This window comes from Streptomyces millisiae (assembly GCF_031845425.1).
GTDB classification, from domain to species: domain Bacteria; phylum Actinomycetota; class Actinomycetes; order Streptomycetales; family Streptomycetaceae; genus Streptomyces; species Streptomyces millisiae.
The window spans coordinates 1-385 of sequence record NZ_JAVREM010000424.1; the positions used below are offsets into that span (position 1 = coordinate 1).

Here is a 385-nt window from a genome sequence, read left to right on the forward strand (position 1 = left end):
TGGTTGTGCCGAGCCCGTTGCCGGGCATGTACTGCCAGCACCCCGTCCCCGACCGCGAGGAGCACGCGGTGACCCCCAAGTTCCTCCGGCGCCGGCGCGAGCGCCAGGCCGCCGCGCGGGGCGCCGCCCATCTGGACGCCCAGCTGCGGGCATCGGCGGATATCGCCATCACCGCCGCCCGCCGCGCGTTGCGCCACCGGATGCCGACGCTGTCCCTGAAGGAACTGGCGCGCGACCGCGAGCGGGTCAACGTCCAGGTCGTGCTGGACGTCGCGCACGAGCACTTCGGGCTGACCGACGTCGACCGCGAGCGGGTCGCCGCGTTCCTGCGGGCCCGGTTCGAGTGCCGCTCCGGGGCCCTGGTTCTGATCACCGACGCGTACGA

At 74.0% G+C, this 385-nt stretch carries 1 pseudogene; it reads left to right on the forward strand.

Going from position 1 to position 385, the window contains the following annotated elements:
- Nucleotides 1–68: 68 nt before the first annotated feature.
- A pseudogene (locus tag RNC47_RS37395) lies at nt 69–385 on the forward strand (hypothetical protein); the annotation flags it as partial.